Origin of the sequence: Pseudomonas sp. BS3767, from assembly GCF_900099665.1 — a bacterium.
Classification (GTDB): Bacteria; Pseudomonadota; Gammaproteobacteria; order Pseudomonadales; family Pseudomonadaceae; genus Aquipseudomonas; species Aquipseudomonas cerasi.
In genome coordinates, this window is sequence record NZ_FNCX01000008.1 from 267,195 (window position 1) to 291,180 (window position 23,986).

Genomic DNA, 23,986 nt, shown 5'->3' on the forward strand with positions numbered 1-23,986 from the left:
CATCCCAATCGCTTACCAACACTGCTCGTGGAGAAAAGAACCTATGTTGAAGTCTTTGAAGTTCACCGCTATCACGTTGGGCCTGATGTGCGCCGCGCAGGCCATGGCTGCCACCGACCTGACCGTCATCTCCTTTGGCGGTGCCAACAAGGCCGCTCAGGAAAAAGCGTTTTACGCGCCTTGGGAAAAGGCCGGCAACGGCAAGATCATCGCCGGTGAGTACAACGGGGAAATGGCCAAGGTCAAAACCATGGTCGACACTAAGAGCGTTTCCTGGGACTTGGTAGAAGTCGAATCGCCGGAACTGGCGCGTGGTTGCGACGAAGACATGTTCGAAGAGCTGGACCCGAAACAGCTGGGCAATGCTGCTGACTTCGTGCCTGGCGCCATCACCACCTGTGGTGCCGGCTTCTTCGTCTGGTCCACCGTGCTGGCGTACAACGCTGACAAGGTCAGCACTGCACCCAGCGGCTGGGCCGATTTCTGGGACACCAAGAAATTTCCAGGCAAGCGCGGCCTGCGCAAAGGCGCCAAGTACACCCTGGAATTCGCCCTGATGGCCGACGGCGTTGCGCCGAAAGACGTCTACAAGGTATTGGCCAGCAAAGATGGCCAGGACCGCGCGTTCAAAAAGCTGGATGAGCTCAAGCCAAACATTCAGTGGTGGGAAGCTGGCGCACAGCCGCCGCAGTACCTGGCTTCCGGTGATGTGGTGATGAGCTCGGCCTACAACGGCCGGATCGCCGCCGTGCAGAAGGAAAGCAACCTCAAGGTCGTGTGGGCTGGCGGCGTGTACGACTTCGACGCTTGGGCCATCCCGAAGGGTTCGAAAAACGCCGATGCCGCGAAGAAGTTCATCGCCTACATGCTGAGCCCCGATCAGCAGAAGACCTACTCGCAGAACATTGCCTACGGCCCGGCCAACACCCAGGCGGTCAAGCTGCTGGACAAGGAAACCCTGCAGAACATGCCGACCACGCCTGAGAACATCAAGGATCAGGTGCAGATGGACGTGGCGTTCTGGACCGACAACGGCGAATCCCTCGAGCAGCGTTTCACTGCCTGGGCTGCCAAGTAAGTCATTTGCGTTGAGTCAGAACCGGGCGCTCCCTGAAACGGGGAGCGCCCCCTCGTTGAAAGATCCCGGAGTTCGCTATGGCCATCGCCGTGCCCCTGACTGAAGGCGCCAGCCCCAACTTGAAGCAACGTCTCGCTCGCGCCGAGCGGGTCAACCGCTGGAAGGCTCAGGCACTGATCGCGCCGTTGGTGATTTTCCTGTTGTTGGTGTTTCTGGTGCCCATCGCCGCGCTGCTCTACAAGAGTGTTGGCAACCCGGAAGTCGTGACTGCACTGCCGACCACTGTGGTCGAAGTGCAAAAGTGGGATGGAAAAGGGCTGCCGCCCGAGTCGGTCTACAAGGCAATGAGCCTGGACCTGGCCGAAACACGCAAGAATTCCACGCTGGGCGATCTGTCCAAGCGTTTGAACATGGAACTGGCCGGTTATCGCAGCCTGCTGAGCAAGACCGCCCGCGCGCTGCCGTTCAAGACCGAGCCTGCCTCTTATAAAGAAGCGCTCGAAGCATTGGACGAGCGCTGGGGCGACCCGGCGTACTGGCAGGCGGTGCGCCGCAATACCAGCAGTGTTACGCCGTATTACCTGCTGGCGGCCGTCGACCATCGTATCGATGACCTCGGCGAAGTCGCCCCGGCGACCCCGGACCAGGCGATCTATCTGGACATCTTCGCCCGCACATTCTGGATGGGCCTGGTGATTACCGCGATCTGTCTGGTACTGGCTTATCCGCTGGCCTATCTGCTGGCCAGCCTGCCCGCCCGGCAGAGCAACCTGCTGATGATTCTGGTGCTGCTGCCGTTCTGGACCTCGATTCTGGTGCGCGTGGCTGCCTGGATCGTGTTGTTGCAGTCCAGCGGTCTGATCAACAGTGCGCTGCTGGCGATGGGCATCATCGACAAGCCGCTGGAGCTGGTCTTCAACCGCGTCGGCGTGTACATCTCGATGGTGCACATCATGCTGCCGTTCATGATCCTGCCGATCTACAGCGTGATGAAGAACATCTCCCCGACCTACATGCGCGCTGCGATTTCGCTGGGCTGCCACCCGTTTGCGAGCTTCTGGCGCGTGTACTTCCCGCAGACTTACGCCGGGATCGGCGCCGGCTGCCTGCTGGTGTTCATTCTGTCGATTGGCTACTACATCACCCCGGCATTGCTGGGCAGCCCGAACGATCAGATGGTCAGCTACTTCGTCGCCTTCTACACCAACACCAGCATCAACTGGGGCATGGCCACCGCGCTCGGCGGGCTGCTGCTGTTGGCGACCATCGTGCTGTACCTGATTTATAGCTGGCTGGTCGGCGCCAGCCGCCTGCGTCTGAGCTGAGGAGTGTCACCATGCTGAACCCTTACACATCGCCGATCGAGCGCCTCTGGTACTACGCCTTGCGCATCATCTGCACCCTGGTGCTGCTGTTTCTCGTGCTTCCGGTATTGGTCATCGTGCCGCTGTCATTCAACTCCGGCAGCTTTCTGGTCTACCCGCTGCAAGGCTTCTCGTTGCAGTGGTATCAGGACTTCTTCAACTCCGCCGAGTGGATGCGCGCGCTGAAGAACAGCATGATCGTCGCCCCGGCCGCGACCCTGCTGGCGATGGGCTTCGGCACGCTGGCAGCGATCGGCCTGACCCGCGGCAACTTCCCTGGCAAGGCGCTGGTCATGGCCTTGGTGATTTCGCCGATGGTGGTGCCGGTGGTGATTGTCGGCGTCGCCAGTTACCTGTTCTTCGCGCCGCTGGGCCTGGGCAACAGCTACACCTCGCTGATTCTGGTCCATGCGGTGCTGGGTGTGCCGTTCGTGATCATCACCGTGTCGGCGACCTTGCAGGGTTTCAATCACAATCTGGTGCGTGCGGCTGCCAGCCTTGGTGCGTCGCCACTGACCGCCTTCCGGCGCGTGACCCTGCCACTGATTGCGCCGGGGGTGATTTCCGGCGCGCTGTTCGCCTTCGCGACCTCGTTCGACGAAGTGGTGGTCACGCTGTTCCTCGCCGGGCCGGAACAAGCCACCTTGCCTCGGCAGATGTTCAGCGGCATTCGCGAAAACCTCAGCCCGACCATCGCCGCCGCTGCGACCTTGCTGATCGGTTTTTCGGTGGTCTTGCTGCTGGTGCTTGAGTGGTTACGCGGGCGCAGCGAAAAACTCAGAACGGCTCAGTAACCGAGCGCGACAAGTCTCAAGCGGCCAGCCAGGGCGAATCCATTGGCGTGCAGCTTGAGGCTTACCGCTCCGGGCGAAGCTTGGCGTACAATCCGCGCACCGTGATTCTGCTCAAACAGGTGCGTCATGCAGCCCTTCGTTATTGCCCCATCGATTCTTTCCGCTGACTTCGCCCGTCTGGGTGAGGAAGTCGACAACGTGCTGTCCAGCGGCGCCGACTTTGTCCACTTCGATGTCATGGACAATCACTATGTCCCGAACCTGACCATTGGTCCGATGGTGTGCAGCGCGTTGCGCAAATATGGCGTCACCGCACCGATTGACGTGCACCTGATGGTCAGCCCGGTGGATCGCATCATCGGCGACTTCATTGAGGCCGGTGCCACCTACATTACCTTTCACCCGGAAGCGACCCAGCATATTGATCGTTCGCTGCAGTTGATCCGCGAGGGTGGCTGCAAGGCGGGCCTGGTGTTCAACCCGGCCACGCCGTTGAACCTGCTCGAATACGTCATGGACAAGGTCGACATGATCCTGCTCATGAGCGTCAACCCCGGTTTTGGCGGGCAGAGGTTCATTCCCGGCACGCTCAACAAGCTGCGTGAAGCACGCGCCTTGATCGATGCTTCCGGACGCGACATCCGCCTGGAAATCGACGGCGGCGTGAACGTCAACAATATCCGCGAAATTGCAGCGGCAGGTGCTGATACCTTCGTCGCCGGTTCAGCCATTTTCAATGCACCGGACTACCGCGAAGTGATCGAAAAGATGCGCACAGAACTGGCGTCATCCCGCGCATGAGCGGCTTCGAGCAGCTGTTTGCAGGCAAACTTCCCAAGCTGATCATGTTCGACCTGGACGGCACCCTGGTGGACTCGGTGCCCGATCTGGCCGTGGCGGTGGACACCATGCTCGCCGAGCTGGGGCGTCCGATCGCCGGGCTGGAATCGGTGCGGTCCTGGGTGGGCAACGGTGCGCCGATGCTGGTACGCCGCGCGCTGGCCAACAACCTCGACCACAGCGGGGTCGATGACGCGCTGGCCGAGCAGGGCCTGGAGATCTTCATGCGCGCTTATGCGCAGAAGCATGAGTTCACCGTGGTCTATCCCGGCGTGCGCGAAACCCTCAAGTGGCTGCAGAAAATGGGTGTCGAAATGGCCCTCATCACCAACAAGCCGGAGCGCTTCGTCGCGCCGCTGCTGGACGAGATGAAACTGGGGCGTTTCTTTCGCTGGATCATCGGCGGCGACACCATGCCGCAGAAAAAGCCCGATCCTGCTGCACTGTTTTTCGTGATGAAAATGGCCGGCGTACCGGCCTCGCAATCACTGTTCGTCGGCGACTCGCGCAGTGATGTTCAGGCGGCCAAGGCTGCCGGTGTGGCCTGCGTCGCGCTGAGCTATGGCTACAACCATGGGCGGCCGATTGCCGAGGAAAACCCGGCGATGGTCATCGATGATCTGCGCAGGCTGATTCCCGGTTGCCTGGACATGGACGCTGAGATACTGTTGCCCGACATCAAACGTCCCTCCTCAAGAGAATCCATCGTGGTGGTCACTCGCAAACTCTGGATGAAAGTCATCAAGGCCCTGGCCCGCTGGCGTTGGCGCGCCTGACCTGATTCTGGCCGGCCTGCCGGCACGTTTGCCTACCTGACCGTTTTGTCCTCAAACCACGAGGTTGCTCATGAACCGTGAAGAATTCCTGCGTTTGGCTGCTGAAGGCTACAACCGCATCCCGCTTGCCCGCGAAACCCTGGCCGACTTCGACACACCGCTGTCGATCTACCTCAAGCTTGCCGACCAGCCCAACTCCTACCTGCTGGAGTCGGTTCAGGGCGGCGAGAAGTGGGGGCGTTATTCGATCATCGGCCTGCCATGCCGCACCGTGATGCGCGTGCATGGTCATCACGTCAGCGTGACCCATGATGGCGTCGAGATCGAAAGCCTGGATGTCGAAGACCCCCTGGACTTCGTCGAGACCTTCAAGGCGCGCTATAACGTGCCGACGATTGCCGGGCTGCCACGCTTCAACGGCGGGCTGGTGGGCTACTTTGGCTACGACTGTGTGCGCTATGTCGAGAAGCGTCTGGCCAACTGCCCGAATCCTGACCCGCTGGGCGTGCCGGATATCCTGTTGATGGTGTCTGACGCGGTCGTGGTGTTCGACAACCTGGCGGGCAAGATGCACGCCATCGTGCTGATTGATCCAGCGCAGCAGGACGCCTACGCAAGTGGTGTGGCGCAGCTCGATGAACTGATGCACAAGCTGCGCCAGCCGATCACGCCGCGCCGCGGTCTTGACCTGGACCGGCCTCCGGCTGCCGACCCGGTGTTTCGCTCCAGCTTTACTCAGGATGATTACGAGGCGGCGGTCGAGACGATCAAGCAGTACATCCTCGCTGGCGACGTGATGCAGGTTGTCCCGTCACAGCGTATGTCCATCGATTTCAGCGCCGCGCCCATCGATCTGTATCGGGCGCTGCGCTGCTTCAACCCGACGCCTTACATGTATTTCTTCAACTTCGGCGACTTCCATGTCGTCGGTAGTTCGCCGGAAGTGCTGGTGCGGGTCGAGGACAACCTGATCACCGTGCGTCCGATTGCCGGTACTCGCCCTCGTGGCGCCACCGAAGAGGCGGATCGCGCGCTGGAAGAAGACCTGCTTTCCGATCACAAGGAAATCGCCGAACACCTGATGCTCATCGATCTTGGCCGCAACGATACCGGTCGGGTGTCCGAGATTGGCACCGTCAAACTGACCGAGAAAATGGTCATCGAGCGTTATTCCAACGTGATGCACATTGTGTCCAACGTTACAGGCCAGTTGAAAAGCGGGCTGAGCGCGATGGACGCTCTGCGCGCAATTCTGCCGGCCGGCACCCTGTCCGGAGCACCGAAGATCCGCGCCATGGAAATCATCGATGAGCTGGAGCCGGTCAAGCGCGGCGTCTATGGCGGGGCAGTCGGTTATCTGGCCTGGAACGGCAACATGGACACGGCGATTGCGATTCGGACTGCGGTAATCAAGAACGGTGAGCTGCATGTACAGGCCGGTGGCGGCATTGTCGCCGACTCCGTGCCAGTGCTGGAATGGGAAGAAACCCTGAACAAACGCCGCGCCATGTTCCGCGCCGTGGCCCTGGCCTCGCAGACTGCCGAGGGTTGAGCAGGCTTGCTGCTCTGGTAATGAACGGTAGTTAGAGAGCTACCGTTCCTCACGCTCCAGCGTGGGAATGCCTTGGGTGACGCTCCGCGTTACCGATCCGCACCGCGCCGCAGTTCTCAGGATAGGACGCGGAGCGTCCAGAAAGGCATGCGACGCAGAGCGTCGCACGATAGTGAAACCCTGAAAAAGCGCCACGCACGATAGTCGAGATTATCGTTCCTCACGCTCCAGCGTGGGAATGCCTTGGGTGACGCTCCGCGTCACCGATCTGCACCGCGCCGCAGTTCTCAGGATAGGACGCGGAGCGTCCAGAAAGGCATGCCCACGCGGAGCATGGGCACGATAGTGAAACCCTGAAAAAGCGCCACGCACGATAGTTGAGATTATCGTTCCTCACGCTCCAGCGTGGGAATGCCGTGGGTGACGCTCCGCGTCACCGATCCGCACCGCGCCGCAGTTCTCAGGATAGGACGCGGAGCGTCCAGCAAGGCATGCCCACGCGGAGCATGGGCACGATAGTCAGATCATCGTCCCTCACGCTCCCTCCTGCGGCAGTCTAAAAACTCAGACTCAACGCGACATTCACTCCTTGCTGGGTAACGTCATCGTTCTTGCGCCAGTTGTAATTGCCGCGCAGTGTCAGGTCCTGAGTCAGCTTCTGGCTGACGCCCAGCGTTGCCCGGTTCAGGTCGCGTTGCGGCGTGTAGCCTTCCAGCGTGAAACCCACTGACTGGACACTGTTGAGCGCCATGGTTACGTCCTGCTGATCGGTCTCGAACTCCCGCTCATGGGCAACTTCTCCCCATACCTGTGTGCTCGGTGTCACCTGGAATTTGCCCTGTACACCCACGCCTGCACGCCGCGATTTGCGCGTCTGGTCACTGAAGGTCAGCGCGGTCGAGCGGTCGCCTTTTTCCGAGTAGCCATCGACATCGATGTGCGCGTAATCGGCGCTGACGAAAGGCGACAGATGCCAGCGACTGGTCGGGCCCGCGATGTCGAAGCCCACTCGCCCGCTGGCAGCCCACATTTCACCGTCGGTATCGCCTTTTTCCTGACCTTCGCTGACGCCCAGCGCGAACTTGCGCTCGGCATTTTCGTAGTCCAGTTTGCCGCCCGACACTGCCAGATCACCCCACCAGTGGTTGGCCTGATACTGCAGGAACGCAGTGGCGATGTAGCTGTTGAGTTTGTAGTCCGAGTCTCTTGGGCCGGCCTCAAGATTCTGGCGATACGCGCCGGCGACAATCCCTGTGCGCCAGTTTTCGGCAAACCGGTAGCTGCCGCCTATGGTCAGGTTATAGCCTCTTCCGTCAGCATCAGCCGAGCTGTCCTGCGCGTCGAAGTCCATTTTCTGACCGCCTGCCGAAAGCATGCTCTGCCACTGCCCGACACCTTGCCAGTTGCCCCAGTCGCTTAGCCACTGGGCGCGAATTTCGTCCTGATGCATACGCAGCGTGCCATTGGCCATTTCCGGCAGCAGGGAGACTTCCCAAGGGGCCGAAAGCAGCGAGTAGGCGTAGTCGGCCAGCAACCTCTGTCCGGCCTCGGTCGGGTGCACGCGATCGTTGAAGAACAGCCGGTTCGGATTCGGCGTCGCACTGGACCTGCCGTTGGTGGTGCTTTCCCGGCAGCTATTGCCGCTGAAACAGGTGCTGACCAGATTCTCGTTGGGATCGAACCCGAAGCGTGCCGGTTCAGCGAGGATCTCATTGATCAGCAACGGAACGTTCAGCGGAATGATCTGCGCCAGTCGGCTGACCAGTTGCTGATTGAAACCCGCGCTGAGTGCCGAGGTGGCCGAAGCCAGTGGCGAACCGCTCAAGGCTGGCGTTTTACCGATGTCCGGCAGCAACCAGACCATGATGTAGCGCGCACCGGCCTGTTGCAGGGCTTGCGCGCTGTCTGCCAGCTGATTGGCAGCTTGCGCGGCGCTGCTGGCACTCAACACGCGACCTTGCAGAAAGTCGTTGCCGCCTCCGGTCAGGTAGTAAAGAGCGTTGGGGTCAGCGCGAAAACCGTTGGCGGGCAGATAACCTGTCCGGCTGCGCAGCAGCGTGCCGGTGTTCGGGTCGACGACGGTGGATTGCGAGTTGATCGAGTCGAGAATCTGATCGGTCCGATAGCCGCCGACCGCCCAGTTATTGCCATCGGGCACTCCCAGCGCAGCATTGACCGGTGACGTCGACGCCGCCAGATCTCCTGACGGCACACCGAGCATCCTGCCGATCAGCGTCGACGAGTTCAGGTTGAACGCTTCACCGCTGCCGTCCTGATAGGTGGGGCCGACACGATTGGTGAACCTGAGCGTGGAGCCTCTGGGCCCGGCGGTGTCCGGAAACTGCCCGGCATCGGCGAGACTGTCACCGAACACCACCATGGTCGAATAGGGCGCGGCAGCAGCGGTGCCGCAGGCAAGCGATAACAGGCAGGCCGCGAAGGGCCAGCGCCTCGATGTCTTGGTCATGAACGGATCCCGATTGTTTTTGTTTTGTACCGGAAACGTAGCAAGATTTTTCATGGCTGCAAAGTTCGATGAACATTATCGCGCTGCGGCGGTGCTTTTTTGACCTCAGGCTGCCCTGTTGGTCACGATGGCGCTCAGGTAGTTGGCCAGGTCATGCAGGTACACGAAGGGGTGACCCTGACGACTGCCGCCTGTGCGGCTGACCTTCAAGTCGATGCGTCCTGCGTTGATCTTGCGCAGCAGATTCCTGTCGTTCGACAGGTGCGAAAAATAACGCTCTCGGACGGCGCTCAGTGAAGGGCACGGCGTGGCGAATTCTTTGCGAAGTTGATCCAGTATTTCGTTCATTCCATGACTCCCTGTGGTTTGCATGTGAGTACTCCCGAGATGGGGTGCAGACAAACAATACGATATGTAGCGCGTCGTGACAATACAGTTTGTATTTTAAATACGATTTGTATTGTTCGTCTCACAGGGAATCGATGTACCAGGACACGCGAGCAGTGCCGTTTTCAGGGTTGCGGGTCACGCTGATACCTTCGGCCTCGCTGATCTGATCCATGATGCGCTCCCAGTGAGCCACCGATTCGCCAGGCTCCCTGATCAGCAGGACCTGATGCTCGATCTGCGCCTTGTCACTGGTGATAGCGTCCTGAATGCGCTGTGCCAAGGCCAGGTAAGCGTCATGTTGCGAGGTGTCGGGGAACTGCTTGAGCATGAGTGAACTCCTTTTTACTGTATGTGCATACAGTAATTGAGGGGTGTTTCTCACGCAAGCTACAAATGTTTCCTACACGGACACCTGCCCGGGACGAAACGGTGGCGCATGAAAAAGCCCCGGTTATCGGGGCTTGGACGTGGCATGCCGGGGGTCAGAGACGCATCGTCATCTGCCTGATGACACCGATCAGTTTGCACTCCTCGGTCACCGCAAGGGTCGGGTAGGCGGGGTTCAGCGGCTTGAGAAAGTAGCGTCCGGCGTCTTCGACCAGTTTTTTGAACGTGGCCTCGTTACTTTCCGGCAGTTTGGCGATGACCAGCTTGCCAGCAGTGGGCTCGATTCCGGTGTCGACCAGAATCAACATGCCTTCAGGAATGCTCTGGCCTGCAGGTGCGGTCATTGAATCGCCACGGACCACCAGCCAGAAGGCTCTGCCCTTGGCTTTATAGTCGCTGATCTCGAAGGTGTCCGAATAGCCGGCAGGGTAGGGCTCGACGGCTTCGCTCCAGCCACCGGCCTCTACCCAGCTGATGACCGGATAGCGATAGAAACGCGAGGGCTGCACCGTAGGCTCCACGTTGTGCATGCCGGGCTCGCTGGCCGGAATGGAGGTGGTGAGAATCGGCAGGCCGAGCTCGGTCAGGAACCGATTGATAACCTCGATCTTCGGCTCACGCTTGCCATTCAGCCAATGCCCTACCGCGCCGGGCGTCACGCCCATCCGCTCAGCCATCTCTTCCTGGCTGATTTGCTGGGTTTCCATGACCTGTCTTGCGACTTCATACCATTTTCTGTTCATGCGTCGAATCATACAGGCTGTAGGGTGTTGAGCAATATACATAATGTAATGCTTCGTTGTGTCATAAAAATACAAAATGTATTGTAAGGCCTTGGTTCTGCGCAGCGAAAGACGTTGCGCAGCGTTTCAGAAAGGTCCCACAGGAGAGACACGATGATCGAGAAAATAGAAGCCGTGATGCAGCATTGGGGAGAACAGCGCATGCGCATTGGCCTGGGCGGCGGACTGAGCAGCCCGATGGCCGGGATCATGGAGTGGGGCGCGTACATTCCGCGTCGCACACCCGGCTCGCGCGCACTGGTGGGTAATGGCAGCGGCCTGGACTATATAAGCAGCGAAGTCGAGGCGGCTGTGGCGCAGCTTTCGCGCAGCCCTGCAAAGAGCCGCGGGCCTGAACTGGCGCAACTGGCGACATTGCGTTATGTCGAGTCGTTGCCGGTGCGCGAGCAGATGCGTCTGGTGGGCATCAATGAAGGCGCAGACCGCACCTATCGCAACTGGATCAACAAGCTTCACCAGCAAGTGCTGGCGATTCTCGCTGAGCGCAGCGCTTCCAGAAGCAACAACGCCGTCGCCGACAAGGCTGCGCAAGGGTAAATGAAGACACGGTTTCACGCCGTTTATCCGGGTCGATTGCACAGCTGTGGCCGAACTCGTGTTGAACTCCGGTCAAACTCGACCCACCCCGAAACTGCCCCTTCCCAGGCTTTCCGGAGGGGGGTAAAAAGGTCCCACGATATGCGATTTGCGCCTCAGGGCAGCAGCCGGAAACAGGCTGATCAACAGCCACAACCGGTCACTCGCGACCCATCTCAAACCCCGCCTCGGCGGGGTTTTTTATTGGGCCAGGCACACGGAGGCCAGTGCACATGTTGAAGGACTATCGATGCGGGCAGTGCAAGAAGCTGCTGGCCCGCATGGGTGAGTACACAGAGCTCCAGATCAAATGTTCCCGCTGCGGAACGTTGAATCATGTGAAGGCCACGAGCCTCGAGTTATCGCCGTTGAGCGACAGAGGTACAGCAGCGTCGTTGCTGCCTCGCGGTGCTAACCAGAGGTATTAATCATGTCCAATAGCAGTTCTGCTGTCAGCCAGCTCAAGAATATTCCGCTGGTAGGTATCAACCTGGGTTCAGTGGCAAACGCCGGGCAGATCGTGCCGGGCGAGGCAGGGACTCATTATCAGTGGCCCAATCGTGGAACCATCACTACCTGGGTCAAGAATCGGGGCGTGCGTCTGATCCGTTTCCCGTTCGAACTTCAGCGCGCTATTCAGCTGTCGACTCTGGACGGCTTGCCAGGCCAAGGGGCGAACCTGAATACCGACTTCGTGAAGCGCTGGAAAGAAATGCTTGGCTGGATCCGTGAAGACTCCAATGGCGAGGCCAGAATCATTCCTGATCCGCACCACTACATGCGTTTGCATCGCTACGAAACCGATGCAAACGGGAACCTGACCGGGCGCATTCTTCCTGCTGCGGAGGCCGGTAATCAGAACGGCTGGAAGGCAACCGAGTCGGTATTGATCAAGGATGGGAACGGTGTCAGTGGCACTTTCTGGAGCGCCGTTCACCTGGCCAACTTTCACCAGAAGCTGGTCACCGAATGCGACGATCCGATGGTGCTGGGCTGGGGGTTGGGTAACGAGCCGTATTCGAATACTACGGTGGGTGCCAAGGACTACATTACGTTCCCTGCTCTTGAGGCGCTGTACATCAGCACGATGAATACCGTGCTGCAGGCGTTGCGCAACAGCTCGAAAAAGCCGGTGTTCATTTGTGGGCTTGAGTTTGCAAGCGCCAGAAACTGGGCCACCGTCTCTGCCAACCTTCAGTCGAAGATCGTCGACCCGGCCAATGCAATTGTCTGGGAAGCCCATGCTTACGGCGATTACGATAAAAGCTCCAGCGGTGCCTACGCCAATAACAACGACCTGATCTCGCCGACCGTTCTGCGCGATGAAATCGTGGGTCCGTTTCTGACCTATGCCAAGACCAACAAGATGGCTGCATTTATCGGCGAAACAGGGATTCCGCCAACGGCTGCCGGTCGCACCGCGCTGAAAAACCTGCTCGATAAAGCGAAGGCGGAAAAAGTGCCAGTGACACTGTGGGTCACAGGGCCAGGCACCGATGGCGAAAAGATGAGCCTGGAGGCCAGCAATCAGGCGGAGACCGTCGCACTGGTCACACCGTACTTTGCCGAGCGCATTGCCCTATGGGGTTATGCACAAGCATGACGGTGCGAGTCATTCCGTTCTGACCCAACAACGGAGCCCCGCATCAAGGGGCTCTTTCCAGTTTATTCAGGCTTTCGATTTTCGAGGGCCTTGAGAGTCCACCACCCTATTACGGAGCACCAATGGACCCAACCGACCTAGGCCCAGGCACAGCTACCTGGCTGGGCGGCACGGGCACAATACTGCTTGGCGGCTTTCTATGGCTGCGCAAGTTTCTTTCCAGAGATGCAACAGACCGGGCGATGGACAACGCGGACATCGGTACGGTGCGCCGCCTCAATGAACTGCTCGACTCCGAGCGCCAGGCGCGCAAGGAAGCTGAAGCGCGGGCTGATCAGTTCGCCAAGGAGCGCAACGAGCTCGCCGCAGCGGTTGGGCGGATGGAGGGCAAGATCGAAGCCCTCACCAGCCACATCGTTCAACTCACCGACAAGGTCACCACGCAAAGCGCCGAAATAGCCCGGCTGCGATCCCAACTCGGAGGTGCAAACGATGCACAGATGCGCAATTGATTTCATCGCTCGCCATTGGTGGCGGCGCCTGGAGGTCTGGCTGATTTCCGTGCTGCTGATCGCTGGGTGCCTGATGCTCGGTTTTCAGGCCGGGCAGTGGTCGGCGAATGCCGAGCATACGCAGCAGCTGGCCGAGGTTCGCAATGCCTACGACGCAGCACTGGGCAAGCGCGACCGGCGCCTGGACAGGCTGGCCGAAACCACCACCCAGGCGGCAGACAAGGTCGAGAGTGCTGCATCAATTGCCAATCAGGCCGCTCACACGGCCAGCCGTGCTGCAGACAAGGCTGATGAGGCGTTGGGCAAGGCGAACCAGTAGGCGTTTCCCACGCCGCAATCAACCTTCAACACACGCGGAACCCCTCATGAAGATAACCCCGATAGTTGCCCACTTGCAGGCGACCTGCCCGAGCTTTGCCGGGCGAATCAGTGCCGGTATCGACTGGGCGGCGGTCGCCCTCGGTGATCAGCTCGCCCACCCGTCGGCGTACGTGATTGCCACTGGCGATCAGTCCACCGCCAACGATTTGCAGAACGTCATTCGCCAGAACATCACCGACACGATCGATGTCGTGGTGGTGCTCGATGGCGGTGACAAGCGCGGGCAGGAAGCCAGTGAGCAACTGCATGCACTGCGCGCCGAACTGTGGCGTGCGCTGGTGGGCTGGAACCCGGATCACGATTACGACGCGATGCAGTACACCGGTGGCGCGCTGGTGCAGATCAGCGGCGACCGGGTGACGTATCGCTTCGGCTTTGCAGCGCAGTTTCAACTGGGCCGCAATACCTCCGATCAGCCTGCCGAGACCTGGCACGAAGCGTATCTGGATGGTTTGCCCGGGTTTACCGGCGCCACCATTGAGATGGACTGCGTTGACCCCGCAGATCCGAACCTGAAATCCCCCGGCCCTGATGGCCGTATCGAAGCGAAGTTCACAGCAGAGGTAACCCCATGACTCAACGCATCACCGTAGTACCGGCCGAGGGCCGCACTGTGCCGGATCCGGAGGCGGGCGATTTGCTGCCCGTCGAAGGCCGGCAGGTGACCTTCAACGCCTGGTGGCAGCGTCGTCAGAACGACGGCGACATCACCCTTAAAACCGAGCAATCCACCACCACCCATCAAGCCTTCACGGCTTAACCAAGAGGAAGCCAAACAATGGCTATCAGCTTTAACAACATTCCATCCGACGTTCGCGTTCCGCTGTTTTATGCGGAGATGGACAACTCGGCCGCCAACAGCGCGTCGGCCAGCATGCGTCGACTGATCGTTGCGCAGGTCAACGACGATGTGTCCGGCCCCGAACTGGGTTCTCTGGTGCTGGTGCCAAGCGTGGCGCTGGCGAAAAACATCGGCGGTCAGGGCTCCATGCTGGCCTCGATGTATGAAACCTGGCGCAAGGCGGACCCCACCGGCGAAGTCTGGTGCCTGCCGCTGCTCAATACTGAAGGCGCCAAGGCCGGCGCGAAAGTCACCCTCAGCGGGGCGGCGACCGAAGCCGGTCTGCTGAACCTGTATGTCGGCGGCATGCGAGTGCAGGCCACTGTCGTTAACGGCGCAACCGCTGCCCAGGCGGCCACGGCACTGTCGGTGAAAATCAACGCCACACCTGATCTGCCGATCACCGCGGCTGTCGAAGCGGGTGTGCTGACCCTTTCCTGCAAATGGAGCGGGGCAAGCGGCAATGACATCCAGCTGGAATTCAATCGCCAGGGCAAGACCAATGGCGAAGTCATTCCTGCCGGCCTGACGGCGGCAGTCACCGCCATGACTGGTGGCGTAGGTACGCCTGATCAGCTCAAGGCACTGGCTGCGCTGGGCGATGAGCCGTTCGAGTTCATCTGCATGCCCTGGACCGACACCGCCACGCTGGATGCCTGGAAAGCGGCAATGGACGACAGCACCGGTCGCTGGAGCTGGGCGCGTCAGTTGTACGGTCACGTTTACAGCGCCAAGCGCGGCACGGTCGGTACGCTGGTGGCCGCAGGTCAACTGCGCAACGATCAGCACATCACCCTGCAGGGTGTCGAAAACGGTGTGCCGCAACCTGTCTGGCTGCAAGCCGCTGCCCTGGCTGCACGCACGGCGGTGTTCATCTCTGCCGACGCCAGCCGTCCGACCCAGAGCGGCACCATGCCTGGCATCGATCCGGCGCCGGCCAGTCAGCGTTTCACCCTGACCGAGCGTGAGTCGCTACTGCGTTACGGCATCGCCACGGCGTACTACGAAGGCGGTTACGTGCGCATTCAGCGTTCGATCACCACCTACCAGAAGAACGCTTACGGCCAGGCGGACAACTCGTACCTGGACAGTGAAACCATGCACCAGTCGGCGTTCATCATCCGTCGTCTGCAAGGCATCATCACCAGCAAGTACGGCCGCCACAAGCTGGCCAACGATGGCACGCGCTTCGGTGCCGGCCAGCCGATCATCACGCCGAGCACCATCCGTGGCGAGTTGATTGCGCAATACGCACGTCTTGAAGAAGAGGGTCATGTGGAGAACGCCGAAACGTTCGCCCAGCACCTGATTGTCGAGCGTGACGGCAATGACCCAAGCCGCGTGAACGTGATGTTCCCGCCTGACTACATCAACGGCCTGCGCGTGTTCGCGCTGCTCAACCAGTTCCGCTTGCAGTACGACGAAGCGGCATAAGCCTAACCAACCCTTTCAAGCCCGCCTCGTGCGGGTTTTTTCATTCTGGAGATAAACAACATGGGTCAGAAAGTTGCGGGTACCTGCTACATCAAAGTGGATGGCACCCAATTGACCATCAGCGGCGGCGGCGAAGCGCCTCTGATGAACATCAAGCGCGAGACGGTCGTGCCTGGTTACTACAAGGAAACCGAAAAGGCTGCCTGGTTGAAATTCACCGCCGTGCATACCGCGGATCTGCCGCTCAAGCTGCTCACTACCGGTGTGGACATGACCATCACCTGTGAATTCAAGAACGGCAAGACCTACGTCCTGTCCGGCGCCTACCTGGTGGATACGCCGAGCAGCAAAGCTGACGACGGCACCATCGAGCTGCAATTCGACGGCAATCAGGGGAGCTGGCAATGAGTGAAGTCATCGACCTGGCCAGCCCGATCGAAGCGCACGGCGAAACCCTTTCGCAACTGACCTTCCGGCGCCCTACGGCGCAGGAAGCGCGGGCCATCAAGGCTCTGCCGTACAGGATCGACAAGAACGAGGAAGTTTCCCTGGACCTGGACGTGGCGGCGAAGTACATCGCCGTCTGCGCCGGCATCCCGCCCTCGTCGGTCAATCAGATGGACCTGTGCGACATCAATACGTTGAGCTGGAAGGTTGCGAGTTTTTTCATGGCAGCGGCATCAGCGACCTCGAAGGACTGATCGCCGTCGTTTACGACCTCGCGTATTTCTGGAAGACCGATCCCGAACTGATGATGTCCAGGCAGCTGGACGTCATCACCGAGTCGATCTTGCAGACGCAACGCATCAACCAGATCCTGCAGGGGGAGTGATGGCAGACACTATCAAGACGCTGATTACCGGCGTCGACCAGCTGTCTCCAACGCTGGCAACTATCCGCAACAACGTTGAAGGCTTCGAGGACAGGCTTAAAGGCTCTGGTCTTGGGGGCGTCGAGGTGGGCGAGATGATCAAGGGCAATGCTTTGGCAGAGCCCTTGATTGCCGGGGTAAAGGCAGCGATCGGTTTCGAGACCAGCATGGCCGGCGTGAAACGGTCGGTCACCTTTGAAACACCGCAACAGTTCCAGCAGATGAGTTCCGACATTCTGGACCTCAGTGAACGACTGCCGGAAAGCGCCAACGGTATCGCGGCGATTGTCGCCGCGGGCGCCAAGGCCAATGTACCGCGCGAAGAACTGACCGGGTTTGCCAGCGACGCCGTGAAAATGGGCGTCGCATTCGATCAGACAGCGGCCGAGTCGGGCGACATGATGGCTTCGTGGCGGTCATCGTTTCAGATGACTCAGCCGCAGGTCGCGGCGTTGTCCGAGAAGATCAACGTGCTCGGCGGCAACAACCTGGAAAAGAAAATCGCCACCATGGTCACTGCAATGGGCCCGCTCGGGCCGGTTGCGGGGATGGCCTCCGGGCAACTGGCGGCCATGGGCGCAACCCTGGCCAGCGTCGATGTGCCGGCCGATGTGGCCGCCAGCGGCATGAAGCGTTTCATGCAGTCGTTGACCGAAGGGGGCGCGGCGAAAGCCGGGGCGTTCGAAGCGTTGCAGCTCGACGTCAATCAGCTGACCCAGGGCATGCAGAGCGACCCGTCCGGGACCATTGAAAAGGTTCTGACGGCGGTTTCCAGTGTTGATCCCGGCAAACAGTCGGACGTCATCACGCAGCTGTTCGGTGCCGAATCGCTGGGCGCGATCACGCCGCTGCTGGCCCACCTCGATGTGCTCAGGTCCAACCTGGCCAAGGTCGGGGAGGGCGTGCAAAACAGCGGCTCCATCGAGAAGGAGTTCGCAGACAACTCCCAGACCACGGCCACTGCCATCAAAGAGATGACCAACCGTGTCGATCGTCTGGGCATCAATATCGGCAGTATGTTCCTGCCGGCGATGAACGAAGCAATGGCCGTGATCGGGCCGATGATTTCTCAGGTCGCCGCGCTGGCGGCCGAACATCCAGAGGTGATCAAGGGCGTCGTGGGCGCCGCGATTGCTTTCGGCGTGCTGCAAGTCGCCGTTCTCGCTGCGACGAGTGCCGCCAAGCTGCTGGCTGCGGTCATGGGCATGTCACCGTTGGGCCTGATCGTGCGCGGCCTCGCGCTGGCGGCAGGTTTTCTGATCGCCAACTGGTCGACCGTCGCACCTTATTTCCAGGCGGTCTGGGAGGCGATTCGCGGACCGGTGATGGCGCTGTGGGACGTACTCAAGGCGGTCTTCGCCTGGACGCCGCTGGGCATGATCGCAGCCAACTGGCAGCCACTGACCGAATTCTTTGCTGCGCTGTGGGACGTGATCAAGGCGCTGGCCACGCCGTTTTTTGATTTTCTGCAGACGCTGTTTGCGTGGTCGCCATTGGGCATGGTTGTGGCCAACTGGCAGCCACTGACCGAATTCTTTGCTGCGCTGTGGGACGTGATCAAGGCGCTGGCCACGCCGTTTTTTGATTTTCTGCAGACGCTGTTTGCGTGGTCGCCATTGGGCATGGTCGTGGCCAACTGGCAGCCGCTGTCCGAGTACCTGGTCGGCCTGTGGGAAACCATCAAGGCCGAGGCGCAACCGTTTACCGATGTGCTGGCAACGCTGTTCAGTTTTTCGCCGCTGGGCATGGTCATCGAGAACTGGCAGCCGATCAAAACCTGGTTCGCAGGTCTGTGGGCGGGCATCAAGCCATTCATCGAACCGATCATGAGCCGGTTTGGTGGCGACACTGATAAGACCGTCCTGCAGAGGGCGACCGAGACGGCCAATCGGTTCGCGGAAGAACAGCGGATACGCAACGCAGGGCCGGGCGGCGGGACCGGTGCGTTTCTGGCGGCCGGTGCCGTCGAGAACGTTCGCATGAATCAGCAGTTGCTCAATCAGGCCACTGGCGTGCCGTCGACCAGCCAACTGCTCGGCGTACCCACCCCGCTGGCGCCCGGCAGCCTGTTGTTGCAACAGGGCGCAGCCGGGGCCGGCCCGCGACTTGAAGGCGAGCTCAACATTCGCTTTGAAAACGCGCCGTTGGGCATGCGCGCCGTACAAGTGCAAACCAACCAGCCGGGTTTGACGATATCGCCAAACGTCGGTTATCGAACCCTCGGCGCAGGAGCCGGATCATGAGTACATGGCGTGACAGCCTGCTGCCGGCGTCTTTCCGTGGCGTCGGTTTTTTCATTGAAAAAGCCGTCGTTCCGGCAGGTCGCAAGGGGCAGTTGCATGAGTTTCCACAACGCGACGAGCCTTATTTCGAGTCGCTGGGCAAACAGTCGAAAGTGCATACGCTGACGGGGTTCATTGTCGGTCCCGACTGTTTCGAACAGCGAGACAGACTGCTACAGGCACTGGAGCAGGAAGGTGCCGGCGAGCTGGTGCATCCGTGGCTGGGTCGTGTGCAGGTCCAGGTTGGCGAGTGCGGCGTCACACACAACCTGAACGAAGGCGGACTCGTCCGACTGGACCTGAAATTCTATCCGGCCAACCCGCTCAAGTTTCCCGTGTCGACGCTCAATACGCGACGGCAGTTGCTGGGCGCGTCCGAGAGCCTGCTGGATTCGGCGCTCAGGCGCTACCGCTCGGTGATGGCCACAGTGGACGCGGTACGTATCAACATTCAGGCGCTGCGCAGTGCCTTGTCGGGCGTATTCGCGACCATTCAGCGGCAGTTCACACCGTTCATGACGATCTATTCGGATGTCACCGCGCTGGTGCATTCGCTGGTCAATGCGCCGTTGACGGTCAGCACGCTGTTTACCACGTTCTTCGCCAGTTTCGACGGCGACAGCCGTCGAGCCAGAAGAGCGAACGGCACCAGCAGTATTGGCGGGGCGAGTACCGGAACGAATGCCGGGTCAGGTTCCGGCAGCTCGACAGGGGGCGGTTCAGGCAGCGGTTCCGCGAGTGGCAGTAACGGCACCGCTGCGAGCAGCACGGCAGCAAGGTCCGGCAGCAATGGCGGCGTGTCCTCTGTTGAAACGGTCGATTATCGCTCCGTGATTTCCGAGGCCACGCAACAGGCGGAAGCGGTGTCCGGCATCAATCTGGTTAGCCAGGGCAGCGGGCTGGATACCGGCGTGACGGCTCAGGCCGCGGCCAATCTGGTTCAGGATGCCTTGTTGGTCAAGGTGGCGAAAATCGTCGCGAGCATGCCGGTTGCGACGACCGTCACGCCGCTCACCGTGGTGCCGTCGCTGGATCAGCAAGTGACGCAAGCGCTGCAGCGCGTCGATGTGCCGGTTGCCGATGACGTCATCGAACTGCGTGACACGCTGAGTTCGGCGATCTGGGAAGCGTCGTTGAAAGCCGATCCCGAACATTACCTGGCGCTCAACACGTTGCGTCAGGCGTTGATCAGGCACCTCAACGCGGTGGCGGCCTCCGGTGTACGTCTGGTGGACATGAAGGTCTCCGAGCCTTTGCCCGCGCTGGTGCTGGCCTATCGCCGATTCGGTGACGCCAGCCGGGCGCAGGAAATGGTGCAGCGCAATCGGCTGGCCCACCCGGGTTTCGTACCGCCAGGCACGCTGAAGATCGCACAGGAGTGACCCATGATCGACCCTAACGTTGTCACCCTGACGGTTGACGAGCACGACTATGCCGGCTGGAAGTCGGTGGAAATCTCTGCCGGGATCGAGCGTCAGGCGCGCAGCTTTGACGTGAGCATTACCTGGCAGTGGCCGGGCACTGAAATCTCGCATCCGATCACGCCCGGCGCAGCGTGCGAAGTACGTATCGGCGGCGAGTTGATTCTGACCGGCTGGGTGTTTGCCGCGCCGATCAGCTATGACGGCAAGCAAATCACGCTAAAGATTTCCGGACGCTCGAAAACCGCCGACCTCATCGACTGCTCGGCCATCAACAGGCCGAGCCAGTGGAAGGAGGTGGGGGTGTTGAAGATTGTTGAAGCGCTGGCTGCTCCTTATGGTTTGTCGGTGATCAGCGAAATACCGGAGACCTCGAAGATGGCCGATCACACCATCGAGCCTGCCGAAACCGTGTTCAAGTCCATTGACCGGCTGCTGACCCTGTTCCGGATTTTTTCCACCGATGACGAATACGGCAATGTGGTGCTGGCCAGGCCGGGTAGTCGCGGGCAGAGCGCAGACGCGCTCGAACTCGGCAAGAATGTGTTGAGCGCCGTCATCGCGCGGGACTTTTCCGGGCTTTTTTCCGAGTACCGGGTCATTGGTCAACAGACCGGTAATGACCAGACGTTCGGCAAGGAGTCGTCGGAGGTCTCGGCAGAAGTCACGGATAACCGGCATGACGATCCTGCGCATAAAAAGCGTCTTCGCGTACTGGTCGTTCATGAGGATGCGCCGATCACACCGAAACTTGCCCTGAGTCGCGCCAATTGGGAGCGTGGTCAGCGGGCCGGCAAGGCGCTGCTCACCACCTACAAGGTCCAGGGCTGGCGGCAGTCCAACGGGGCGCTCTGGCGGCACAACACCATGGTCCGGGTGATTGATCCGGTCATCGGTTTCACAAGCCGCAACATGCTGATTTCAGCCGTGACCTACTCGCTGAGCGACCAAGGCACGATCACCACACTGGTGGTCGGTCCGCCTGAAGGTTTCCAGGCCGAGCCAGGTGACCCCAACAAGCGCAGCAAGGTGCAGGTCAATCAGGACGCTTACTCCTGGCTGCTGCCCATCGACGAGGAAACAACCTCATGAGCTTACTCAATCGCATGCTGGTGCGCGGCACGGTGGTGCTCGCCAGGGCCAGCAGCAAAATGCAGGCGCTGCAAATGCGCCTCACCGCCGGAGAGGTCAAGGACGACATGGAGCACTTCGAACCCTATGGCTTCACCAGCAACCCGCTGGCTGGCGCCGAGGGCATTGCCGCCTTCATTGGTGGCGACCGGTCGCACGGTCTGCTGCTGGTGGTGGCCGACCGGCGCTATCGCCTCAAGGGCCTGGAGTCGGGCGAAGTGGCGATCTATACCGACGAGGGCGACAAGATTCACCTCAAGCGCGGCAAGGTCATCGACATTGAAACCGACACCCTGAACATCAAGGCGACGGTGGCCGTGAACTTCGACACACCGCAGATCACCCAGACCGGAAAGATCGTTTCCCAGGGCGACCAGCTTGCCGCTGGCATCAGCCAGATCAGCCATCTGCACGGCAACGTGCAGGGCGGTAATGGCCAGAGCGGGCCGCCCGTTGGAGGTGCTGGATGATTATCGAAGGCTCTCTGCAAGCGTCCTTGCTGCGCTCGGTGGTCATCAGCCTGTTCACCTGGCGGCGTGCCGAAGCGGACGACCCGTTTGACGATGCCGAGCGCTATGGCTGGTGGGGCGACACCTACCCGGCACAGGCCAATGACCGCATTGGTTCCAGGCTGTGGCTGCTGCGTCGGGTCAGGCTGACTGCCCAGACCCAGCGCGACGCCGAGTTCTATGCCCGCGAAGCGCTCGACTGGCTGATCGAAGATGGCCAGGTCAAGCACATCAACATCCTTACCGAACAGGTTCAGAGCAACCGCCTGAACCTGGGCGTCGAGCTGGTCGTCTCGGACGGTCAGCTCGTGCGTTTCAACCCTTCTGAACAGTGGCAGGTGATTTATGCCGTTTGAAACACCTACGTTACCGGCGCTGATCAACCGAACCCAGGTCGACCTCGCCGACGAAGCGCTGCGTCAGTCCGATGCGCGGGTATTGTCCCGTGCGCACAGCGGCGCGGCCTACGGTCTGTACGGCTATCAGGACTGGATCGCCGACCAGATTCTGCCGGACACCGCCGACGAGGAAACCCTTGAGCGGCAGGCCATCCTGCGCCTGAGGCAGCCGCGCAAGGTGGCACAGGCCGCTACCGGCACGGTGCGCTTTACCGCTGCAGCCGGCGCGGTGCTGGATGCGGACACTGTGCTGCAGTTCAGTGATGGACGCTTCTACCGCGTCACTAAAGGCGTCACCACGGTTGCGGGCAATAACACCACCACGGTCGAAGCGGTGGATGCCGGTGTTCTGGGTAATGCGGATGCCGGTCTGGTGATGACTGCCGTGCAACCGGTCGAAGGCATCGACAGCACCTTCACCGTCATTGCCGACGGACTTTCCGGCGGCATCTCGCAGGAAAGTATCGAGTCGTTGCGTGCGCGTGTCGTGCGCTCCTACCGGGTCATCCCGCATGGCGGCAATCAGGATGATTACGTGACCTGGGCGCTGGAAGTGCCGGGCGTGACACGCGCCTGGTGTGTGCGCCGGTTCATGGGGCCGGGGACGGTGGCGGTGTTCTTCATGCGTGACGACCAGGCCGATCCCATTCCTGACGCCGAGCAGCTGGCTGCGGTCGCTGCGTATATCGAGCCGCTGCGTCCGGTCACCGCAGACGTGTATGTGCTGGCGCCGGTGCAGAAACCGGTGGTCTACACCATCCGGCTCACACCGGATACCTCCGCCGTGCGGGCGGCGGTCGAAGCGCAACTGCTGGACCTGCACAACCGTGAGGGCGGACTGGGCGAAACCCTGTTGCTCACGCACATCGCCGAGGCCATCAGCCGCGCGACAGGCGAAACCGATCATGTGCTGGTTTCACCCGTGGCCAACGTTACTGCGGCAGCCAACCAGTTGCTCACGTTCGGGGGTATTCAATGGTCGTCATAAGAACTGCCGAACATTACGCCGGACAACTGCAGGCGCTGTTGCCACTCGGTCCCGCATGGGATCCGGAGCGGGTGCCGGAATTGCAGCAGGTCATTACCGGCCTGTCCCGCGAGTTTGCACGCATCGATAGCCGCGCGTTCGACCTGCTCAACGAGATGGACCCCGCCACCGTCAGCGAACTGGTCCCGGACTGGGAGCGGGTGATGAACCTGCCTGATCCGTGCCTGGGGCTCAACCCCTTGTTCGCAGACCGGCGCCTGTCGGTGCGTCAGCGGCTTGTGGCGACAGGAGGGCAGAACGCGGCGTTCTACATCGACATTGCCATCAGCCAGGGCTACCCCGATGCCACCGTGACCGAACACCGAGCGCCCCGTATGGGGCGTTCGCGTTTTGGCCGGGCGCACTTCGGCACCTGGAACGCGCAATTCATGTGGACCCTGAACACCGGCGGGCGCCAGCGCCTGGGCCGACGCTTTGGGGCCAGCTACTGGGGAGAGCGGTTCGGGGTGAATCCCGGGCTCGCCATCGAATGTTTGATCCGTCGAGCAGCACCGGCGCACAGCGTCGAATTCGTAAACTTCAACTGAG

The 23,986-nt window shown here is 60.6% G+C and carries 27 protein-coding genes; 23 read left to right on the forward strand and 4 right to left on the reverse strand.

The window, feature by feature from the left end:
- The first annotated feature begins 43 nt into the window (after window positions 1-43).
- From BLR16_RS21830 to trpE, 6 genes are all read left to right on the forward strand, one after another.
- A complete protein-coding gene (locus BLR16_RS21830) occupies window positions 44-1,078 on the forward strand; it encodes a polyamine ABC transporter substrate-binding protein (RefSeq protein WP_003433222.1) in 1,035 nt (344 codons plus the stop codon).
- A gap of 77 nt (window positions 1,079-1,155) precedes the next feature.
- A complete protein-coding gene (locus tag BLR16_RS21835) occupies window positions 1,156-2,403 on the forward strand; it encodes an ABC transporter permease (RefSeq protein WP_003372759.1) in 1,248 nt (415 codons plus the stop codon).
- 11 nt (window positions 2,404-2,414) lie between these two features.
- Window positions 2,415-3,236 carry an ABC transporter permease gene (locus BLR16_RS21840; RefSeq protein WP_003394916.1) on the forward strand — a complete coding sequence of 274 codons (822 nt, stop codon included), beginning with the start codon at window positions 2,415-2,417 and terminating at the stop codon, window positions 3,234-3,236.
- Between the two features lie 126 nt (window positions 3,237-3,362).
- Window positions 3,363-4,037 carry a ribulose-phosphate 3-epimerase gene (gene rpe / locus BLR16_RS21845; protein ID WP_074807385.1) on the forward strand — a complete coding sequence of 225 codons (675 nt, stop codon included), beginning with the start codon at window positions 3,363-3,365 and terminating at the stop codon, window positions 4,035-4,037.
- Complete coding sequence (locus BLR16_RS21850) at window positions 4,034-4,852, forward strand: phosphoglycolate phosphatase (protein WP_058416475.1); 819 nt, start codon at window positions 4,034-4,036, stop codon at window positions 4,850-4,852. Before rpe ends, BLR16_RS21850 begins: the two co-directional genes overlap by 4 nt.
- A 70-nt stretch (window positions 4,853-4,922) precedes the next feature.
- Entirely contained in the window at window positions 4,923-6,404 is a 1,482-nt protein-coding gene (gene trpE, locus BLR16_RS21855; RefSeq protein WP_074807388.1) for an anthranilate synthase component I, read from the forward strand.
- Between the two features lie 556 nt (window positions 6,405-6,960).
- On the opposite strand, the gene estP is transcribed toward trpE, so the two are convergent.
- From estP to BLR16_RS21880, 4 genes are all read right to left on the reverse strand, one after another.
- Window positions 6,961-8,871 (reverse strand): esterase EstP, encoded by a 1,911-nt coding sequence (estP, locus tag BLR16_RS21865; RefSeq protein WP_074807462.1) that lies wholly within the window; start codon window positions 8,869-8,871, stop codon window positions 6,961-6,963.
- 105 nt (window positions 8,872-8,976) lie between these two features.
- Entirely contained in the window at window positions 8,977-9,219 is a 243-nt protein-coding gene (locus tag BLR16_RS21870) for a pyocin activator PrtN family protein (protein ID WP_003316268.1), read from the reverse strand.
- Between the two features lie 121 nt (window positions 9,220-9,340).
- Window positions 9,341-9,589 carry a DUF1654 domain-containing protein gene (locus tag BLR16_RS21875; RefSeq protein WP_002551908.1) on the reverse strand — a complete coding sequence of 83 codons (249 nt, stop codon included), beginning with the start codon at window positions 9,587-9,589 and terminating at the stop codon, window positions 9,341-9,343.
- A gap of 154 nt (window positions 9,590-9,743) precedes the next feature.
- Complete coding sequence (locus BLR16_RS21880) at window positions 9,744-10,355, reverse strand: LexA family protein (RefSeq protein ID WP_003372744.1); 612 nt, start codon at window positions 10,353-10,355, stop codon at window positions 9,744-9,746.
- Between the two features lie 189 nt (window positions 10,356-10,544).
- On the opposite strand from BLR16_RS21880, the gene BLR16_RS21885 reads away from it, so the two are divergent.
- The 17 genes from BLR16_RS21885 to BLR16_RS21970 all read left to right on the forward strand — a co-directional run bounded on the left by BLR16_RS21885 (window position 10,545) and on the right by BLR16_RS21970 (window position 23,985).
- Window positions 10,545-10,988 (forward strand): hypothetical protein, encoded by a 444-nt coding sequence (locus BLR16_RS21885; protein ID WP_002551910.1) that lies wholly within the window; start codon window positions 10,545-10,547, stop codon window positions 10,986-10,988.
- Between the two features lie 272 nt (window positions 10,989-11,260).
- Entirely contained in the window at window positions 11,261-11,455 is a 195-nt protein-coding gene (locus BLR16_RS21895) for a Com family DNA-binding transcriptional regulator (protein WP_003372742.1), read from the forward strand.
- 2 nt (window positions 11,456-11,457) lie between these two features.
- Window positions 11,458-12,630, forward strand: a complete 1,173-nt coding sequence (locus BLR16_RS21900; protein ID WP_016982694.1) for a cellulase family glycosylhydrolase — start codon at window positions 11,458-11,460, stop codon at window positions 12,628-12,630.
- Window positions 12,631-12,752: 122 nt separating this feature from the next.
- Window positions 12,753-13,142 carry a hypothetical protein gene (locus tag BLR16_RS21905; RefSeq protein WP_003411734.1) on the forward strand — a complete coding sequence of 130 codons (390 nt, stop codon included), beginning with the start codon at window positions 12,753-12,755 and terminating at the stop codon, window positions 13,140-13,142.
- Window positions 13,123-13,461, forward strand: a complete 339-nt coding sequence (locus BLR16_RS21910) for a hypothetical protein (RefSeq protein WP_003372736.1) — start codon at window positions 13,123-13,125, stop codon at window positions 13,459-13,461. Before BLR16_RS21905 ends, BLR16_RS21910 begins: the two co-directional genes overlap by 20 nt.
- Before the next feature lie 46 nt (window positions 13,462-13,507).
- Window positions 13,508-14,098 carry a phage tail terminator protein gene (locus tag BLR16_RS21915; RefSeq protein WP_003433201.1) on the forward strand — a complete coding sequence of 197 codons (591 nt, stop codon included), beginning with the start codon at window positions 13,508-13,510 and terminating at the stop codon, window positions 14,096-14,098.
- Window positions 14,095-14,283, forward strand: coding sequence for a DUF2635 domain-containing protein (locus BLR16_RS21920; protein WP_003419716.1), 189 nt, complete (start codon window positions 14,095-14,097; stop codon window positions 14,281-14,283). The genes BLR16_RS21915 and BLR16_RS21920 overlap by 4 nt, the downstream gene beginning before the upstream one ends.
- A gap of 18 nt (window positions 14,284-14,301) precedes the next feature.
- Window positions 14,302-15,798 (forward strand): phage tail sheath subtilisin-like domain-containing protein, encoded by a 1,497-nt coding sequence (locus BLR16_RS21925; RefSeq protein WP_003433200.1) that lies wholly within the window; start codon window positions 14,302-14,304, stop codon window positions 15,796-15,798.
- 60 nt (window positions 15,799-15,858) lie between these two features.
- The gene (locus tag BLR16_RS21930; RefSeq protein ID WP_003372729.1) at window positions 15,859-16,206 is read left to right on the forward strand and encodes a phage tail tube protein; all 348 of its coding nucleotides are present in this window, start codon (window positions 15,859-15,861) and stop codon (window positions 16,204-16,206) included.
- Window positions 16,203-16,499: a phage tail assembly protein gene (locus tag BLR16_RS21935; RefSeq protein ID WP_003316280.1), complete on the forward strand. Its 297-nt coding sequence runs from the start codon at window positions 16,203-16,205 to the stop codon at window positions 16,497-16,499. The genes BLR16_RS21930 and BLR16_RS21935 overlap by 4 nt, the downstream gene beginning before the upstream one ends.
- A 130-nt stretch (window positions 16,500-16,629) precedes the next feature.
- The gene (locus BLR16_RS21940) at window positions 16,630-18,912 is read left to right on the forward strand and encodes a phage tail tape measure protein (RefSeq protein ID WP_074807394.1); all 2,283 of its coding nucleotides are present in this window, start codon (window positions 16,630-16,632) and stop codon (window positions 18,910-18,912) included.
- Window positions 18,909-20,333: a DNA circularization protein gene (locus tag BLR16_RS21945; protein WP_003433198.1), complete on the forward strand. Its 1,425-nt coding sequence runs from the start codon at window positions 18,909-18,911 to the stop codon at window positions 20,331-20,333. The genes BLR16_RS21940 and BLR16_RS21945 overlap by 4 nt, the downstream gene beginning before the upstream one ends.
- Before the next feature lie 3 nt (window positions 20,334-20,336).
- Entirely contained in the window at window positions 20,337-21,464 is a 1,128-nt protein-coding gene (locus BLR16_RS21950; protein ID WP_046269563.1) for a phage baseplate assembly protein, read from the forward strand.
- Window positions 21,461-21,973 (forward strand): phage baseplate assembly protein V, encoded by a 513-nt coding sequence (locus BLR16_RS21955; protein ID WP_003372720.1) that lies wholly within the window; start codon window positions 21,461-21,463, stop codon window positions 21,971-21,973. Before BLR16_RS21950 ends, BLR16_RS21955 begins: the two co-directional genes overlap by 4 nt.
- Complete coding sequence (locus BLR16_RS21960; RefSeq protein WP_003394886.1) at window positions 21,970-22,368, forward strand: phage GP46 family protein; 399 nt, start codon at window positions 21,970-21,972, stop codon at window positions 22,366-22,368. The genes BLR16_RS21955 and BLR16_RS21960 overlap by 4 nt, the downstream gene beginning before the upstream one ends.
- Window positions 22,358-23,398 (forward strand): baseplate J/gp47 family protein, encoded by a 1,041-nt coding sequence (locus BLR16_RS21965; RefSeq protein WP_003372716.1) that lies wholly within the window; start codon window positions 22,358-22,360, stop codon window positions 23,396-23,398. The genes BLR16_RS21960 and BLR16_RS21965 overlap by 11 nt, the downstream gene beginning before the upstream one ends.
- Window positions 23,386-23,985, forward strand: coding sequence for a YmfQ family protein (locus BLR16_RS21970; RefSeq protein WP_074807398.1), 600 nt, complete (start codon window positions 23,386-23,388; stop codon window positions 23,983-23,985). Before BLR16_RS21965 ends, BLR16_RS21970 begins: the two co-directional genes overlap by 13 nt.
- Window position 23,986 lies beyond the last annotated feature (1 nt).